Origin of the sequence: Streptomyces roseoverticillatus, assembly GCF_000719265.1 — a bacterium.
GTDB lineage: Bacteria > Actinomycetota > Actinomycetes > Streptomycetales > Streptomycetaceae > Streptomyces > Streptomyces roseoverticillatus.
This window is the reverse complement of the sequence record NZ_JOFL01000016.1, coordinates 235,038-250,291: the sequence shown is the minus strand read 5'-3', so window position 1 is coordinate 250,291 and position 15,254 is coordinate 235,038. Positions and strand designations below refer to the sequence as shown.

General features: G+C 72.6%; 14 protein-coding genes and 1 pseudogene. 10 read left to right on the top strand and 5 right to left on the bottom strand.

The features are described from left to right. Positions 1-5 precede the first annotated feature (5 nt). Positions 6-641, top strand: a complete 636-nt coding sequence (locus IF61_RS0120185; RefSeq protein ID WP_030367861.1) for an MBL fold metallo-hydrolase — start codon at positions 6-8, stop codon at positions 639-641. A gap of 38 nt (positions 642-679) precedes the next feature. Continuing rightward, positions 680-1,459, top strand: a complete 780-nt coding sequence (locus IF61_RS0120180) for an exodeoxyribonuclease III (protein WP_030367860.1) — start codon at positions 680-682, stop codon at positions 1,457-1,459. 50 nt (positions 1,460-1,509) lie between these two features. Here the strand turns inward: IF61_RS0120180 and IF61_RS0120175 are convergent, their stop codons facing one another. Beyond that, on the bottom strand, positions 1,510-3,387 hold the full coding sequence (locus IF61_RS0120175) for an SGNH/GDSL hydrolase family protein (protein ID WP_030367859.1): 1,878 nt from the start codon (positions 3,385-3,387) through the stop codon (positions 1,510-1,512). Positions 3,388-3,533: 146 nt separating this feature from the next. Between IF61_RS0120175 and IF61_RS0120170 the strand changes: the two genes are divergently transcribed. Then, positions 3,534-3,974 carry a DUF6278 family protein gene (locus IF61_RS0120170; protein WP_030367858.1) on the top strand — a complete coding sequence of 147 codons (441 nt, stop codon included), beginning with the start codon at positions 3,534-3,536 and terminating at the stop codon, positions 3,972-3,974. Between the two features lie 12 nt (positions 3,975-3,986). Here IF61_RS0120170 and IF61_RS0120165 read toward each other — a convergent pair whose 3' ends face one another. Further along, positions 3,987-4,802, bottom strand: coding sequence for a GntR family transcriptional regulator (locus IF61_RS0120165; RefSeq protein ID WP_030367857.1), 816 nt, complete (start codon positions 4,800-4,802; stop codon positions 3,987-3,989). Positions 4,803-5,024: 222 nt separating this feature from the next. On the opposite strand from IF61_RS0120165, the pseudogene IF61_RS32475 reads away from it, so the two are divergent. The 4 genes and pseudogenes from IF61_RS32475 to IF61_RS0120145 all read left to right on the top strand — a co-directional run bounded on the left by IF61_RS32475 (position 5,025) and on the right by IF61_RS0120145 (position 8,240). Then, positions 5,025-5,656 (top strand): annotated as a pseudogene (locus tag IF61_RS32475) (amino acid ABC transporter ATP-binding protein). An 18-nt stretch (positions 5,657-5,674) separates the two neighbouring features. Next, a complete protein-coding gene (locus IF61_RS0120155) occupies positions 5,675-6,721 on the top strand; it encodes a glutamate ABC transporter substrate-binding protein (RefSeq protein WP_078660352.1) in 1,047 nt (348 codons plus the stop codon). An 11-nt stretch (positions 6,722-6,732) separates the two neighbouring features. Further along, positions 6,733-7,377: an amino acid ABC transporter permease gene (locus IF61_RS0120150; protein WP_030367855.1), complete on the top strand. Its 645-nt coding sequence runs from the start codon at positions 6,733-6,735 to the stop codon at positions 7,375-7,377. Then, entirely contained in the window at positions 7,374-8,240 is an 867-nt protein-coding gene (locus IF61_RS0120145) for an amino acid ABC transporter permease (RefSeq protein WP_030367854.1), read from the top strand. The genes IF61_RS0120150 and IF61_RS0120145 overlap by 4 nt, the downstream gene beginning before the upstream one ends. A 12-nt stretch (positions 8,241-8,252) precedes the next feature. On the opposite strand, the gene IF61_RS34375 is transcribed toward IF61_RS0120145, so the two are convergent. The 3 genes from IF61_RS34375 to IF61_RS0120130 all read right to left on the bottom strand — a co-directional run bounded on the left by IF61_RS34375 (position 8,253) and on the right by IF61_RS0120130 (position 10,557). Next, positions 8,253-8,621, bottom strand: coding sequence for a cupredoxin domain-containing protein (locus tag IF61_RS34375; RefSeq protein ID WP_030367853.1), 369 nt, complete (start codon positions 8,619-8,621; stop codon positions 8,253-8,255). Positions 8,622-8,801: 180 nt separating this feature from the next. Beyond that, positions 8,802-9,992 carry a globin domain-containing protein gene (locus IF61_RS0120135; protein ID WP_030367852.1) on the bottom strand — a complete coding sequence of 397 codons (1,191 nt, stop codon included), beginning with the start codon at positions 9,990-9,992 and terminating at the stop codon, positions 8,802-8,804. 124 nt (positions 9,993-10,116) lie between these two features. Then, entirely contained in the window at positions 10,117-10,557 is a 441-nt protein-coding gene (locus tag IF61_RS0120130) for an RrF2 family transcriptional regulator (protein ID WP_030367851.1), read from the bottom strand. 170 nt (positions 10,558-10,727) lie between these two features. Here IF61_RS0120130 and IF61_RS0120125 point away from each other — a divergent pair, with 170 nt between their 5' ends. The 3 genes from IF61_RS0120125 to IF61_RS0120115 all read left to right on the top strand — a co-directional run bounded on the left by IF61_RS0120125 (position 10,728) and on the right by IF61_RS0120115 (position 15,239). Continuing rightward, positions 10,728-11,633: an SGNH/GDSL hydrolase family protein gene (locus IF61_RS0120125; protein ID WP_030367850.1), complete on the top strand. Its 906-nt coding sequence runs from the start codon at positions 10,728-10,730 to the stop codon at positions 11,631-11,633. A 606-nt stretch (positions 11,634-12,239) separates the two neighbouring features. Then, positions 12,240-14,090 (top strand): gamma-glutamyltransferase, encoded by a 1,851-nt coding sequence (gene ggt, locus IF61_RS0120120; RefSeq protein ID WP_052392851.1) that lies wholly within the window; start codon positions 12,240-12,242, stop codon positions 14,088-14,090. A gap of 78 nt (positions 14,091-14,168) precedes the next feature. Continuing rightward, on the top strand, positions 14,169-15,239 hold the full coding sequence (locus IF61_RS0120115) for a ligand-gated ion channel (protein WP_030367848.1): 1,071 nt from the start codon (positions 14,169-14,171) through the stop codon (positions 15,237-15,239). Positions 15,240-15,254 lie beyond the last annotated feature (15 nt).

The following is a 15,254-nucleotide window of genomic DNA, read 5'->3' as shown; positions in this document are numbered from 1 at the left end:
TGAACCTGAAGCTGACCAAGAAGAGCCACGCGTGCGTCCTCCTGGAGAAGGACGGCCGCACGCTCGCCATCGACCCGGGCGCCTTCAGCGAGGAGGACGCGGCCGTCGGCGCCGACGCGATCCTCGTGACCCACGAGCACCCGGACCACTTCGCGGAGGACCGTCTGCGGGCGGCCCTCGACGCGAACCCGGCCGCGGAGCTGTGGACGCTGCGCAGCGTGGCCGAGCAGATCGCCCCGGCCTTCCCGGGCCGGGTGCACATCGTGGGGGAGGGGGACACGTTCACGGCGGCGGGCTTCGACGTGCAGGTGCACGGGCAGTTGCACGCCGTGATCCACCCGGACATCCCGCGGATTACGAACGTGGGCTATCTCGTGGACGGTTCGGTCTTCCACCCGGGCGACGCGCTGACGCTGCCGGGCGTGCCGGTGGACACGCTGATGCTGCCGGTCATGGCGCCCTGGAACAAGATCTCGGAGGTCATCGACTACGTGCGGGAGCTCGCGCCGCGCCTGGCGATCGACGTCCACGACGCGCTGCTCACCGACCTCGCCCGTCCGGTCTACGACCGGATGCTGACGCCGGCCCGGGTCGGCGCGGAGCACGCCCGGCTGGCGCCCGGGGAGGCCGTCACCCTCTGAACGCCGGGATTGTCAGACCCGGCCGTTAGGGTTGCTGCATGCGCATCGCCACCTGGAACGTGAACTCGATCACCGCCCGTCTCCCGCGGCTGCTGGCCTGGCTGGAGAGCAGCGGCACGGACGTGCTCTGCATACAGGAGACGAAGTGCGCCGACGACGCCTTCCCGTACGCGGAGCTGCGCGAGCTGGGCTACGAGGCCGCGGTGAACGCCACCGGCAGGTGGAACGGCGTGGCGGTGATCTCCCGGGTGGGCCTGGCGGATGTGGTGAGCGGCCTGCCGGGCGGGCCGGACTACGACGGCGGGCAGGAGCCCCGCGCGATCTCGGCGACGTGCGGCGGCGTCCGCGTCTGGTCGGTCTACGTGCCCAACGGCCGGGAGGTCGGCCACGACCACTACGCGTACAAGCTCCGCTGGCTGGAGGCCCTGCGGGATGCCGTCGCGGCGGACGCGGAGGGCGAGCGCCCGTTCGCGGTCCTCGGTGACTACAACATCGCGCCGACCGACGACGACGTCTACGACCCGGCCGTCTTCGAGGGCGCGACGCACGTCACCCCGGCCGAGCGGGCGGCGCTCGGCGCCCTGCGCGACCTCGGCCTGTCCGACGTCGTGCCGCGCCCGCTGAAGTACGACCACCCGTACACGTACTGGGACTACCGCCAGCTGTGCTTCCCCAAGAACCGGGGCATGCGCATCGACCTCGTCTACGGCAACGCCCCGTTCGTGAAGGCGAAGCAGGACGCGTACGTGGACCGTGAGGAGCGCAAGGGCAAGGGCGCCTCGGACCACGCCCCGGTCGTCGTCGACCTGGACGTGTGAGCCCGGGGCGCCCCGGAGTGACGGACGCCCCGGAGCGACGGGCGGCGCGGTCAGACCAGCCGACGCAGGTCGATCGCGTCGCTGAAGGCCTTCATCCCCGCGTCGTTGGGGTGCAGGTGGTCGCCGCCGTCGTACGCCGGCAGCATCCGGTCCGGCTGCTGCGGGTCCCGGATCGCCGCGTCGAAGTCGAACACGGCGTCGTAGGCGCGCCCCGTGCTGCCGCCCATCCGGATGTGCCGGTTGATGGTGGCGCGCCGGGCCTCGGCGTCCGCCGTGCAGTCGTAGAAGCCGCCGCAGGGCGCGATGGTCGCGGCGATGACCCGCATCCCGCGCTCATGGGCGCGCTCGGCGATCGCCTCCAGGCCCGCGATGACCTGCGCGGCCGAGGTCCCGGCCCGGATGTCGTTGACGCCCTCGAAGACGATGACCGTACGGGCCGAGGTCTGCGCCAGCACGTCCCGCTCCAGGCGGTGCTGCGCGCTGACGCCGCTCATGATGGTGCTGGTGCCGTCGCCCGGATAGCGGTCGGTCACCACGCGGTTGCCGGAGATGCCGTGGTTGAGGATCCCGAACTGCGGCAGGGAGTGCTGGGCCTGCAGCCGCCGCGCCAGCAGGTCGGGCCAGCGGCCGTTGGCGCCGGGCGTCGACCGCTCGCCGTCGGTGATGGAGTCGCCCAGCGTCACCACGGACCCCGGGCCGCCTTCCACGTCCACGCCCGTCAGCAGCGGCCAGGTGGAGAGCGTGCCGGTGTACGCGCCCGCGCCGCGCTCGCCCGTCCGGTCGCCGCCGCCGTCGCCGGTCAGGTAGGAGACCTGGCTGGTGTAGCTGTGCACGGGCACGGCCGCCACCTTGCCGGGCAGGTGGATGCTCACGAGCAGATTGGTGCCCGCGGGCACCCGGAAGCCCAGCGGGTCGCTGAAGGCCTGCGCGCCGGCGGGGATCACCGTGCCCGGCTGCCCGCCGAAGGCCAGGGCCCGGGGTGCGCCGGCCGCGGCCGCGCCCTTGCCCTGCAGGGCGATCGTGGCGTGGCCGATGCGCACCGGGCGGGGCGCGAAGGTGTTCTCCAGCCGGATCCGCGTCGCGGGCCCGCCCGTGCTGCTGTGCACGACCAGCCGCAGCGTGCGGTCCGTCCACGGCCCGACGGCCGCGTAGCCGGAGGTGGGCGCGGCCCAGGTGCCGGTCCAGCCGCGGGAGCCGCCGCGCAGCGCGAGGGAGAACACGTGCAGGTCGCTGTCCGGCCCGGGGTCCTGCGGCAGCACCACGGAGCCGACCTCGCGGCCGGGCGCGACCGGCACGGACACCGCGTACAGCCGGGTGGTCTCGGCGCGCCGCCCGCCGGGCGTGTTGAGGTGGGGCAGGCCGACGGCCTTCGTCGTCAGGGGCCCGCGGCGCCAGTCCGGTGCCGTCAGCCGGTACGTGCTGCGCGAGCCGTCGCGGTAGCGCACCGTGCCCGTACCCGTGGCGTCGCCGCCGGGTGCGCCCTTCGCCGTCGCGGCGACGAGGAAGGTGAGGGCTTCGCCGCGGCCGCCGAGCCGGACGGCCTGCCCCGCGGCGCGGACGTTGTCGGGCCTGCCGGCGGCCGGGCGGGGCCAGTGCAGCCGGGCGCCGTCGAAGGCGAGGTCGCGGCCGGGCGCCCAGCCGGCGGCCGCGAGGTCCTGGGCGGAGAGGGAGTTGCCCGCTCCGTCGAAGTCGGCCGCGCCGGGGCGGGCGTCGTCGCTGACCGCCCTGCTGTCGAAGAGCCGCTCCAGGGGGAGCGGCTCTCTGCCGGACGGTGCGTCGGGTTGTCCGCCGGCGGCGAGCGCCGGGGTGTTTGCGGCAGCGACGGCGCACGCGGCGCCGGCGATCCCCACCGCGGCGGCCCGGGCCGCCGCCCGCGCCGCCGTCCACGGTCTGTGCCGTCTCCCGCCCGGTTTCTCTGTCCGGAGCATGTGTCTCATGCCTCCCTCGGTTCCCCGCTCGATACGTGGCTGCATGAAGATAAGAAGACGTATGCGTAACGTAAAGGAGGCTGTCCGGTCACGCGGGCGCCGCGTGCCTGTGGTGGGGCCATCCGTGCGAGTGCGATCCTGTTGGTATGAACATTCCCTTCTTGGACAGTTGGCGAAAGCGACACGCCCCGGGGCACGGGGCGGCGCCGTCGAGCGCGGTCGACCGGGACCCGGAAGGGCTTGCGGAGCTGCTGTCCGAGTGCGAACTGCTGCGCGCGCACGCGCAGTCCGCAGGAGTGGTGCTCGACGACTCGCCCGCCTCCCTGGAGGCCTTGGACCAGCTGCAGCCGCGCTGGCGCGACGACCCGGAACTGCTGCCCTGGCTCGGCAACGACGCGGGCCTCTACCTGGGCACGGTCGTCATCCGTACGGTCCGCGACGCGGGGTGGTGGATCCGCTCCGACGGTCAGCCGGTGGTGCGGCTCGCCAACGGCCGCGAGGTCGACGTGGTCGAGGCGGGGCAGGCCTGGGCGGCCGACGGCGCGCCGGAGCTGTCGCAGCTGTACGCGGAGCTCGCCGAGAGCTGACGCCCGGGCCGCTCAGCTGGTGAACGCGATGTCGTACTCCACCCGCCAGCGGTCGGCGCGGACGACGATGTCGGAGGTCTCCACGGCGCGGCCGTCGCCGTCGAAGTGCGTGCGCTCGATGACCGTGACGCAGCTGCCCGCGGCGCAGCCCAGCGCCTCGGCCTCCGGCGTGCTCGCGGGCCGGGAGCCGACCAGCTCCCGGGCCCGCACGACGCGGATCCCGATGGCCGCGAGCCGCCCGCGCACCCCGCGCCGGGCGTAGGGCCCGCGCTCGGGCAGGACGACGTCCGTGCCCTCGGTGATGGCGAGCGGCTCCCAGCTCGTGGCGAGCTGCACGGGGTGCCGGTTGGCCAGGTATTCGTACTGCGTGCAGAGCACGCGCGTGCCCGCGCCGATGTGCAGCCGCTGGGCGATCCGCTCCGGGGCGGCGGTTTCGGTGGACGAGGCTTCCCACGTAAGAGTGGTGTTGCGGCCCGTGCCGCCGTCGGGCCGGGGCTGCCGGCCGGACTGCTCGCCCTGGCGCGGGCAGGGCGGCCCGTATCCGCGGATCTGGGCGGCGAAGGGGGTGTCCACGGCTCCGGTGGACCGGAGCAGGCTGCCGAGCGGCGCCCGGTCGGTGACGAACACGCCGCGGCCGAACTGGCCTTCCGCGTAGCCGGCGGCCTTCAGTACGCGCACCGCCCGGTCCACGGTCTGGTCGCTGGCCGCGTAGGTGCGCTTGAGCTCGGAGCGGGAGGGGATGCGCTCGCCCACGGCGAGCCCGCCCTCGTCGATCCGCCGGCGCAGATCGTCCGCGATGCGCTGGTAGACGGGCCTGCTGTCGCCCACCCCCGGCTCCTTTCCCCCGAGATTTTCCCCCGAGTTCCCCCGGTCCGTGCCCCTCAGGCTAGGTACCCAGGCCCGGTCTGTGTACCTAGGGCAAATGGCGGGCAATGTGGCACGAATGCCCATATGAATGCGTGTCATGGCTGAAGTCCCCTATAGAGGGGAATAGTTTGCCCGGATGGCGAGCGAGGACCGGAAGAGCGCGGAGAGTGGGCGGGACTGGGTATGGCCGTCGATCCCCTGATCGAAATGCGTGATGTCAACAAGCATTACGGCAAGCTGCACGTCCTGAAGGACATCAACCTCACCGTCGGCCGCGGCGAGGTGGTCGTCGTCATCGGCCCCTCCGGCTCCGGGAAGTCCACCCTGTGCCGCGCCATCAACCGCCTGGAGCCCGTCGAGTCCGGCACGATCCTCCTCGACGGGCACCCGCTGCCCGACGAGGGGCGCGAGCTCGCCAAGCTGCGGGCCGAGGTCGGGATGGTCTTCCAGTCCTTCAACCTCTTCGCCCACAAGACCGTCCTCGCCAACGTCTCCCTGGCTCCGCTCAAGGTCCGCAAGCGGTCCAGGGAGGACGCGGACCGGCGCTCGCGCGAGCTGCTGGAGCGCGTCGGCCTGCTCGCGCACGCGACCCGGAGATGATCAACGAGGTGCTGGAGGTCATGCAGCAGCTCGCGCGGGACGGCATGACGATGGTCGTCGTCACCCACGAGATGGGCTTCGCCCGCTCCGCCGCGAACCGCGTCGTCTTCATGGCCGATGGCCGCATCGTCGAGGACCGAGCCCCCGAGGAGTTCTTCACCGCGCCGCGGAGCGAGCGCGCCAAGGACTTCCTCTCCAAGATCCTCAAGCACTGAGCGGAGAGTGCTGCGCACATGAACCGGCATGGGAACCGGCACCTGAACGGGCGCGGGGAACCGGACCGGCCCGGTCTCCGGCAGGGCCGCGCCGCCGCCCGCGCGGCGGATCGCGGGACGGATCGCGGGACGCGGCGTCCGCGGGCCCGCGCCAGGTGGCGTCACACCGCCGTCCCGGCCTGCCTGGCCCTCGCCGTGCTCGCCGCGCTGGCGGCCTGCGGCAAGTCCGGCAGCCCGCCCGTCAAGGGGCCCAAGCCCGAGGCGCTGCCCGTCTACCAGGTCGACAAGGGCTTCGAGCTGGCCGGCTCGCCCACCTGGCGGGCCGCGAAGGCCCGCGGCCACCTCGTCGTCGGTGCCAAGGAGGACCAGCCCTACATGGGCGAGAAGGACCCCGCCACCGGCGTCTACTCCGGCTACGACATCGAGATCGCCCGCATGATGTCCGCCTCCCTGGGCTTCGACCCCAAGACCATCCACTTCCGCACGATCGCCTCCGCGAACCGCGAAACCGCCCTCCAGAACGGCCAGATCGACTACTACGTCGGCACGTACACCATCAACGCCCTGCGCAAGAAGCAGGTCGGCTTCGCCGGGCCCTACTACATCGCCGGGCAGTCGCTGCTCGTCCGCACCGACGAGAAGGACATCAACGGCCCCCGGGACCTGGCCGGCAAACGGGTCTGCTCGGCCGCCGGCTCCACCCCGCTGCAGCGCATCGAGCGGGAGTACCCCAAGGCGATCCCGGTCGCCTACGACACCTACTCGGTCTGCGTGGACAACCTCCTCAGCCTCCAGGTCGACGCCGTGACCACCGACGACACCATCCTCATGGGCTTCGCCGCCAAGGCCCCCGACGAGCTGAAGATCGCCGGCAAGCCCTTCTCGAAGGAGCCCTACGGCATCGGCGTGCCCCGTGGCGACAACGCCCTCCGCTTCGCCCTGGACGACGCCGTCGAGGAGCACGAGAAGAACGGCGACTGGAAGAAGGCGTACGACGCGACGCTCGGCCTCTCCGGCGTGCCGGCCCCGAAGCCGCCCGCCGTCGACCGCTACCCGGCGAGCTGAGGAGCCCCGCGATGAACGTGCTCACCGACAACTGGGCCCTCTACGGCAAGGGGCTGCTCGGCACGGTCGAACTCACCGTCTACGCCTCGCTGCTCGCCCTCGCCCTGGGCTTCGTGATGGCTTCCTTCCGCGTCGCCCCCGTCGGCTCCCTGCGGGTCTTCGGCACGGTGTGGGTGACGGTGCTGCGCAACACCCCGCTCACGCTGCTGTTCTTCGCGGTGCTGCTCGGCCTGCCGCGGTTCGGCATCGTGCTGCCCTTCCAGCTGTTCGCCGTCCTCGCCCTGGGCTGCTACACCTCGGCGTTCATCTGCGAGGCCCTGCGCTCGGGCATCAACACCGTGCCGGCGGGGCAGGGCGAGGCGGCCCGCAGCCTGGGCATGACCTTCGGGCAGACCCTGAGCCTCGTCGTGCTGCCGCAGGCCTTCCGCTCCGTCATCCCGCCGGTCGGCTCCACCCTGATCGCGCTCGCCAAGAACTCCGCGATCGCCGGGTCCTTCAGCGTGACCGAGCTCCTCGGCACGTACAAGCCGCTGAACGAGCTCGGCTACAGCATCGTCTGGACCTTCGTCTGGATCGCCGTCGGCTATCTGATCGTGACCCTGTCCATCAGCGCGATCTTCAACGTGCTCGAAAAGCGCTGGGGAGTGCCCCGATGACCGACACCGCGCTCTACGACATCCCGGGGCCCCGGGCCCGGCGGCGCCACCTCGTCTACGGCCTCGCCGCCACCGTCGTCATCCTGGGGATCGTCGCCTGGGTGCTCTACCTGCTCTTCGACACCCACCAGTTCACCGCCGAGAAGTGGCGGCCGTTCGTGTACGAGGGCATCCAGGAGATGCTGCTGCGCGGCCTCGGTAACACGCTCAAGGCCTTCGCCTACGCCGCCGTGCTCTCCCTCGCCCTCGGCGGGCTGCTCGCCGCGGGCCGGCTCTCCGACCACCGGATCCTGCGCTGGACCGCCACGCTCTTCGTGGAGTTCTTCCGGGCGATGCCGGTCCTGGTCATGATCTTCTTCGTCTTCGTCGCCCTCAAGGTGCAGCCGCTGCCGGCCCTCGTCACCGGGCTCACCCTCTACAACGGCTCGGTGCTCGCGGAGGTCTTCCGCAGCGGGGTGAACTCCGTCGACCGCGGTCAGCGGGAAGCGGCGTACGCGCTCGGGATGCGCAAGACGCAGGCGATGAGCCACGTGCTCGTGCCGCAGGCGCTCCGCGCCATGCTGCCGGCGATCATCAGCCAGCTCGTGGTGGCGCTCAAGGACACCTCGCTCGGCTTCCTGATCACCTACGAGGAGTTCCTGCACGCCGGCAAGCTGATCGCCAGCAACCTGGACTACGGGCTGCCGTTCATCCCCGTCGTCATGATCATCTCCCCGATCTACATCGGGATGTGCATGCTCCTCTCCTGGCTGGCGACCTGGGTCGCGAAGCGGCAGCGGCGCAGCCTCAAGACGGAGGCGGTGGAGGTCGCCCCGGCGGAGCCCGGCACCCTGCTGCCGGGCGCCGGGCAGATCCATCCGTGACGGCCGCGGCGGCTACTCGACGATGACCTTGCCCGTCAGCGTCGAGTGGAGGTCGCAGTGGTAGGAGAAGGTCCCCGGGGTCGTGAAGACCTGGGTGAAGTCGCCGCCGGGGACGATGAGGCCCGAGTCCCAGCCCGGCTCGTCGGACGTCGTGGTGTGTTCGTCGTTGTCCTTGTTGACCCAGCGGACGGAGTCGCCGGCGTGGATGGTGACCGACGCCGGGACGAATTCGAAGCCCTCGATCACCACGGTGGTCTCGGTCGTGGTCCTGCCGGCCCCGGCGGCGGGCGCCGCCGGTCCGGCCAGGAGCGCGCCCAGTGCTAGTGCTGTCGGCAGGGCGATAAAGGGGCGGGAGAGTGCGCGGGCGGGTGAACGTCGCATGGGAGCCCTCCTCGGACGTGAGTGCGGGGAAGCTGCCCTCTTGCGGGTTCGACAACCGCCCATCACTCGAACGTGCGAACGATTCGGGATGCCGGTGCGGGGTGCGCACCGGTGTGTGACATGGTCGCCGCGCAAGCCGTCCTGCGCCAATCGGCGCAGTCCGTTCCACCCCGTCCCGTGTCAGCCCTCCTGCCCCAGCCACAGGTCCGGGCCGAAGACCTCGTAGTGGATGTCGGCCGCGGCGACCCCCGCGTCGAGGAGCTGCGTGCGGACCGAGCGGAGGAACGGCAGGGGTCCGCAGAGGTACGCCGTGGTGCCCGCGGGGATGTCGATGCGGGAGAGGTCGGCGTAGCCGGTGCGGTCGGCGGGCCAGGCGCCCTCCGGCTCCTCGTACCAGACGTGCGCGACCGCGTCCGGCAGCTTCTCCGTGAGCTGCAGCAGGTCGGTGCGGAAGGCGTGGGTGGCCTCGCTGCGGTCGGCGTGGACGGAGATGACGCGGCGCCGCGAGCCGGTCGCGGCCAGGTGGGAGAGCATCCCGGTCATGGGGGTGCAGCCGATGCCGGCCGAGGCCAGCAGGACGGGCGCATCACCGTCGGTGAGGGCGACGTCGCCGGCCGGCGCGCTGACCATCAGGGTGTCGCCGACGGCCACGCGGTCGTGCAGGTGGTGGGAGACCTCGCCGTCCGGTTCGCCGGTCACGCGCTTGACGGAGAACTGCAGGGCGTCGTCGGGCCGGCCGGAGAGGCTGTACTGGCGGATCTGCCGCGCCCCGTCGGGGAGTTGAACCTGCACGGAGACGTACTGGCCGGGCCGGGAGGCGGGCAGCGGGCTGCCGTCCAGCGGCTGGACGAGGTACGTGGTCACCTCCGCTGTCTCCGCGAGACGCCCGGTGACGCGGTACGGGCGGAAGGCGTCCCCGGCAGCGGTTCCGGCCTGCTCGTACAGGCGCGCCTCCAGGGCGATCAGGGCGTTGGCCATTAGCCAGTAGACCTCGTCCCAGGCCGCCGCGACCTCCTCGGTGACGGCATCGCCGAGCACCTCCGCGATGGCCTCGAAGAGGTGGTGGCGGACCACCGGGTACTGATCGGGGCCGATGCCCAGCGACACGTGCTTGTGGGCGATGCGCGCGAGCATCGCGTCGGGCCGGGTCTCCGGGTGCTCGACCAGGGCCGTCGCGAAGGCGGCTATGGCACCGGCGAGGGCCTGCTGCTGGGTGCCGCTCGCCTGGTTGCCGCGGTTGAACAGGTCGCGCAGGAGCCCGGGGTGGGCGGTGAAGAGCTTCTCGTAGAAGAGCGGGGCGATCTCGCCGATCGCGCCGCCGACGGCGGGGAGGGTGGCGCGGACGATCTCGGTCGACCTGGTGGACAGCATCGGCGCTCCTGGATCTCTTGAACGGATCTCTCGACCCTTAATTGGTATCTTGGATGCGTATTTTTGGTCGCGCGAAGACCTCGAAAGGACTTCAGGGCCTCAGGACCTCGGTGTTTCGGGGATTTCAGTCCTGTGTACGGGTGCCCAGGCTCAGCAGCACCGGGCCCGTCGGCGGGCCGGTCAGGTCCTCCACGGTGATCGGGTCCAGCGCGGCGAAGAATGCCTCCTGCGCGTCGCGCAGGGCTCCGCGCAGCCGGCACGCCGCGCGCAGCGGACATGGTGGATCGTCCTCGCAGCCGACGACGTCGCCCGCGCCTTCCAGCTCGCGCACCAGCCGGCCGACGGATCCCGTCCGTCCGGCGGTGGTGAGGGTGAGTCCGCCGCCGCGGCCCCGGCGGGCCTCGACGACGCCCATGTGCTGCAGTCTGCTGACCACCTTGGCGGCATGGGTGTACGGCACGCCGACCGCCTCGGCCACCTCGCGGGTGGTCGGGCTGTCGTCGCCGGTCACGGCCAGGCGCATGGCGATGCGCAGCGCGATGTCGGTGCTCTTGGTCAGTCGCACACTCGTACTCTACCTAATTGGACTTTTGTAATCCAATTAAACCTCCGGTCATTAGTTGACAGACGGTCACCACACGGCGAGTCTGACGTCCGCATCGGCGGCTCCGCGGTCCACCGGACGGCTCGCCGCACGACGCACCCAGGACAACAGCACACAGCACGGAGGCATCAGTGGCACACGCGCATGGACGTGGTGGGCGGTACGGCAAGGGACTGGCTGCGCTCGGCGCGGCCGCGGCCCTGGCGGCGGGGGCGGCCGGCACCGCGACGGCGGAGGGCGCGGAAGGAGCAGCCGCCACCCCCTCCGGCGGCGCGCGCTACGTCGCCCTCGGCGACTCCTACACCTCCGGCCCCGGCATCCCCGAGCAGACCGGCGGCGACTGCGCCCGCTCCAGCGTCAACTACCCGGCGCTCACCGCGAAGGCCCTGCACCACACGTCCTTCAAGGACGTCAGCTGCAGCGGCGCCACGACCGACGACATGTGGCGCGCCCAGGGCGACAACGCGCCCCAGCTCAACGCGCTCGGCAGCAACACCCGCCTCGTCACGCTCGGCATCGGCGGCAACGACATCGGCTTCGGCGACATCATCGGCACCTGCGCCCAGCTGTCCCCCACCGACCCGGCCGGCGCACCCTGCCGCGCGAAGTTCACCGAGGGCGGCGCCGACCAGCTCACCGCCCGCATCGCCGGCGCGGCGCCCAAGGTCGCCTTGGTGCTGAAGGACGTGCACAAGCGCGCGCCGCAGGCCCGCGTCGTCCTCGTCGGCTACCCGGCGATCATGCCGGAGGACGGCACCGGGTGCTTCCCGTCCGTGCCGATCGCCGCGGGCGACGTCCCCTACCTGCGGGACACCGAGAAGAAGCTCAACACGATGCTGCAGGGCGAGGCCCGCAAGGCCGGCGTCCGCTTCGCCGACACCTACAAGCCGACCGTCGGCCACGACGTGTGCAAGCCGGCGGCGGACCGCTGGATCGAGGGCGCCCAGCCGGAGAACCCGGCGGCCCCCTTCCACCCCAACGCGAAGGGCGAGGCGGCCATGTCCGTCCCGGTGACGTCGGCGGCCCGCGGCCGCTGACACCCGCTTCAGGCGGGTGAGCGTGGGGTGCCCCCTGCTTGTCCGCCACGGCGGCGGTATTCGGCGGTGCCGTACGGTCTGAGGCCGGTTCGGCGCCGCCGGTTGCGTTCGGTGGGGGCTGACCGCCGTCGCGTCGGGGGTAGTTCGGCGGCGGTGCCGCACCTGCCCTCCGCCGCGACGGTGGCCCGCTACGGCGGCGGTGTCCGGCGGTGCCGTACGAGGGAGTGCGGCGTGCGGGTTCGTTTCGGGCCGGGCCGGACACCAACCTCCGCCGCAACGGTGGCCCGCTACGGCGGCGGTGTCCGGCGGTGCCGTACGAGGGAGTGCGGCGTGCGGGTTCGCTTCGGGCCGGGCCGGACACCAACCTCCGCCGCAACGGTGGCCCGCTACGGCGGCGGTGTCCGGCGGTGCCGTACGGTCTGAGGCTGGTTCGGTGCCGCCGGTTGCGTTCGGTGGGGAGTGAGCGCCGTGGCAGCGGAGGGAAACCGGCGTGCGGTTTCCGTGTCGGTACGGGCGGCGCCCGTGCCTCCGGTTGCGTCCCGTGGGGTTGCGCGCCGTCTCGGCGGGGGTAGGCTCCGGGGCCCGTTCGTCCCCTTGGAGGCAGTGATGGCCCGTCCGAGAACGAAACCCCCGCGCCGGCGGCTGCCCGTGCTCGCCGCGACGGCCTCCCTGGTCGTAGGGCTCGGCGCCCTCCCGGCCACCGCCGCCCCGGCCGGCGGGCCGGCCGCGGGGGTGGGCCGCACGCCCGCCAAGACCCCCGTCGCCGCCGGCTACGGCGGCGCCGTGGCCAGCGTCGATGCCGACGCCTCGGCCGCCGGCATCGAAGTGCTCCGCAAGGGCGGCAACGCCGTCGACGCCGCCGTGGCCACCGCCGCCGCCCTCGGTGTCACCGAGCCGTACTCCGCGGGCATCGGCGGGGGCGGCTACTTCGTCCACTACGACGCGAAGCGGCACCAGGTCTCCACCATCGACGGCCGCGAACGCGCCCCTCTGAGCGCGGACAAGAACCTCTTCCTGGAGAACGGCAAGCCCGTCCCCTTCGCCGACGCCGTCACCAGCGGCCTGAGCGTCGGCACGCCGGGCACCCCGGCCACCTGGGACACCGCCCTGCGCACATGGGGCAGCCGCTCCCTCGCCCAGGTGCTGAAGCCCGCTGAGCGCATCGCCCGCTCCGGCTTCACCGTCGACGCCACGTTCCGTCAGCAGACCGCCGACAACCAGTCCCGCTTCAAGGACTTCCCGGCCACGGCGAAGCTGTTCCTGCCCGGCGGCGCCCCGCCCGCCGTCGGCAGCACGCTCAAGAACCCCGACCTCGCCCGGACCTACGCCCTGCTCGGCGAGCGCGGTGTGGGCGCCCTCTACCGGGGCGAGCTCGGCCGCGACATCGTCCGGACCGTGCGCAAGCCCCCTGTCGACCCCGCCTCCGGGCGCGTCGCCCGCCCCGGCGACCTGACCGAGCGGGACCTGCGCGCGTACGGGGCGAAGCGCCAGGCACCGACGCGTACGTCGTACCGAGGACTCGACGTCTACGGCATCGGGCCCTCGTCCTCCGGCGGCACCACGGTCGCCGAGGCCCTCAACATCCTGGAGAGGGGCGACCTTTCGAAGGCCGACGAGAAGACGTACCTGCACCGTTACATCGAGGCGAGCCGGATCGCCTTCGCCGACCGCAACCGCTGGGTCGGCGACCCGGCCTTCGAGGACGTACCGGCCGGGGCGCTCACCTCCCAGCGGTTCGCCGACGCCCGCGCCTGCCTCGTCAAGGACGACGCCGTGCTGAAGAGCCCGCTCGCGCCGGGCGACCCGCGCCGCCCGGTGCCCTGCGGCGCGCACGGCAAGGCCGCGCCCACCCCGTACGAGGGCGAGCACACCAGCCATCTGACGGTCGCCGACAAGTGGGGCAACGTCGTCGCGTACACGCTCACCATCGAGCAGACCGGCGGCAGCGGCATCACGGTCCCGGGCCGCGGCTTCCTGCTCAACAACGAGCTGACGGACTTCTCCTTCGTCCCCGTCACGCCGGGCGTCCACGATCCCAACCTGCCGGGCCCGGGCAAGCGCCCGCGCTCGTCGCTGTCGCCCACGATCGTCCTCGACCACGGGCGGCCGGCGTTCGCCCTCGGTTCGCCCGGCGGCGCGACGATCATCACCACGGCGCTGCAGACCCTCCTCAACCACGTCGACCGCGGGATGCCCCTCGTCGACGCGATCGCCGCGCCGCGCGCGAGCCAGCGCAACGCGGCGGCCACGGAGCTGGAACCGGCCTTGTGGGACAGCCCGTTGCGCGGCCGGCTGGAGCGCATCGGGCACGTCTTCAAGCCCAACCCCGAGATCGGCGCGGCGACCGGCGTGCAGCGGCTGCCGGACGGCCGCTGGGTGGCCGCCGCCGAGCGGATCCGGCGCGGCGGAGGCTCGGCGATGGTGGTGCGGCCGAGCGGGCGCGCTCCCACCCGCTGAGGGCGTGCGCCTCACTCACACGGGTGTATCGGTCCGGGCCGCCGGTTGGGTCGCCGGGGCCCGGGCCACGACTGACATATGGCTGCGGGGGAGTGCGGGGGACGGTCCGGCCCCGGGAGGGCCCTGCCGGCCGTCCTGGCCCTCCTGACGGTGCTGGCGGGCGCGGTGTGGTGGCTGCTGACGGCACCGGCGGCGCGTGCGTCCCAGGCCGCCGGCGTGCCCACGTGCACGCTGGGCGCCTATCTCAGCGACCTGTACGACATCGAGCCCGCGAAGCACACCTTCGCCGCGCGGTTCCGTCTGTGGTCCGTGTGCCCGGAGCGCGACCTGGACCCGCTGCCCAAGGCCTCGTTCAGCAATGTCAGCGACCCGGAGAAGGGAGACCCGGTGGTGACCGTCCATCCGGGCGGCTTCCGGGACGTCATGCTCCTCCAGGGAACGTTCCGGCAGAACTGGGACGCGCGGGCCTTTCCCTTCGACCGGCAGCGGATCGAGGTGGTGGTCAGCGCCGGCCGGCCGCTGGAGGAGTTCCGGTTCGTGCCCGACAACGCCAACTCCGCCGTCAGCGAGGGCGTCGCCCCGTCCGGCTGGCGCATCACCGGCTTCCGGCTGATCGCCACGGAGCACCGCTTTCCCACGAACTTCGGCGACCCTTCCCTCCGGCCGGGAACGGGCGTCACGCACAGCCAGGTGCGCATCCGGATCGGCCTGGAGCGCGACGACCCCACCGCCTTCCTGAAGCTGACCGGCCCGCTGTACCTCATGGTGCTCGTCGCCACCGCCACTTTCCTGCTGCCCTCGCACAGCGAGGAAATCGCCATGGGCGAGCGGCTGGACTCCCTGCAAAGCAGGCTGGGGCTGCTCGGGGGCGGGCTCTTCGTCGTCATGCTGAACATGCAGCAGGTCAGTGCCGTGGTGACCAGCAGCGTGGGGCTCACGCTCCTCGACTGGCTCCACCTGCTCACCCTGGCCTACGTGCTGCTGGCGGTGATGGGCACAGTGGCCTCCTGGCGCTGGACGGTGCGGGGCGGCGACCCGGTGCGGGCGGAGCACTACCACCACCGGGGCGCCCTCTACGGGCTCCTGGGATACTCCCTGACCGCCGCCGCGGTCGTGGGGTGGTTCGCGGCGGCGGACTGGGTGTGGTGAGGTCCCGGCGGCGGG